Source organism: Comamonas faecalis (genome assembly GCF_039538025.1).
In the GTDB taxonomy this organism is placed as follows: Bacteria; Pseudomonadota; Gammaproteobacteria; order Burkholderiales; family Burkholderiaceae_C; genus Comamonas_C; species Comamonas_C faecalis.
This window is the reverse complement of sequence record NZ_BAABBP010000065.1, coordinates 1-972: the sequence shown is the minus strand read 5'-3', so window position 1 is coordinate 972 and position 972 is coordinate 1. Positions and strand designations below refer to the sequence as shown.

Below are 972 nucleotides of genomic sequence, written 5' to 3'. Positions count from 1 at the left end.
TCGTTGGCGGATTCAATCTGTAGATCATCGGGCTGCAAGGCGCATGAAATCTGGGTTTTCTCGAAAACCGAGACCGACAAAATCTGTAGACATGTGTAGAGCGAGGCATCGAGGTGAAGCTCCTTGCGGGCGATGGCGATCAGCACGTAGGTGGCCACGGCGCACCAAATTTGCGTCTTCACGGCGTTCTCGCTGGTGCCCAGGAACTTCTTGATGCGCAGGTGCTGCTTGATCCACTTGAAGAACAGCTCCACCTGCCAGCGGTTCTTGTACAGCGCCGCGATGCTCAAGGGCGGCAGCGCCGTGTTGTTGGTCAGAAAGACCAGCGTCTTGCCCGACTCGGGATCTTTGAAGCGCACGCGCCGCAAGTGCTCGGGATAGTGGCGTGCGGTGTAAAAGCCATTGAGGGCGATGCTCTGATCGCAAATCACGCCAGTGCTGCGATCGGTGGATGCCGAGTACACGCGCCGGGCACTCATGTTGCTCTTGGCGCGCGTGACGAAAAAAGCGCCGGCCTGATGCAGGGCATACACACGCTGGAAGTCCAGGTAACCACGATCCATGACGTAGAACGCACCGGCCTCGATGGGCAAGATATCGAGCACGTTCACGTCGTGCATCTTGCCATCGGAGATGTGGATGAACGCAGGAATGGAGCCTCGCAAATCCAGCAGCGTGTGCATCTTGACGGCCGCCTTGGTGCTGCGAAAAGGCGCCCACTCGAACAGCGACAGGCACAGGTCGATGGTCGTGGCGTCCAGGGCGTAGACGGTGGCATCCAGATCGATATCCAGCTGCTCCTGGGCGTACAGCGCCCTGGCACGCTGAATCAGGCGCATCGCCAGCGCGTGATAGATGCGCCAGTCGCGCTGGCTCAGGGCATCCGAGAGCGTCGAGCGCGCCGGCACGTTCTTGAGCCCCATGTGAAACAGCTTGCCGCGATTGGCGGCCAGACAGGCCTCGATATCGCGC

At 60.1% G+C, this 972-nt stretch carries 1 protein-coding gene; it reads right to left on the bottom strand.

Features of this window, described 5'->3' with window-relative positions; genetic code table 11:
• Positions 1-972 (bottom strand): IS4 family transposase (locus ABD767_RS17205; protein WP_344870011.1); only part of this gene is annotated, 972 nt, incomplete at both ends.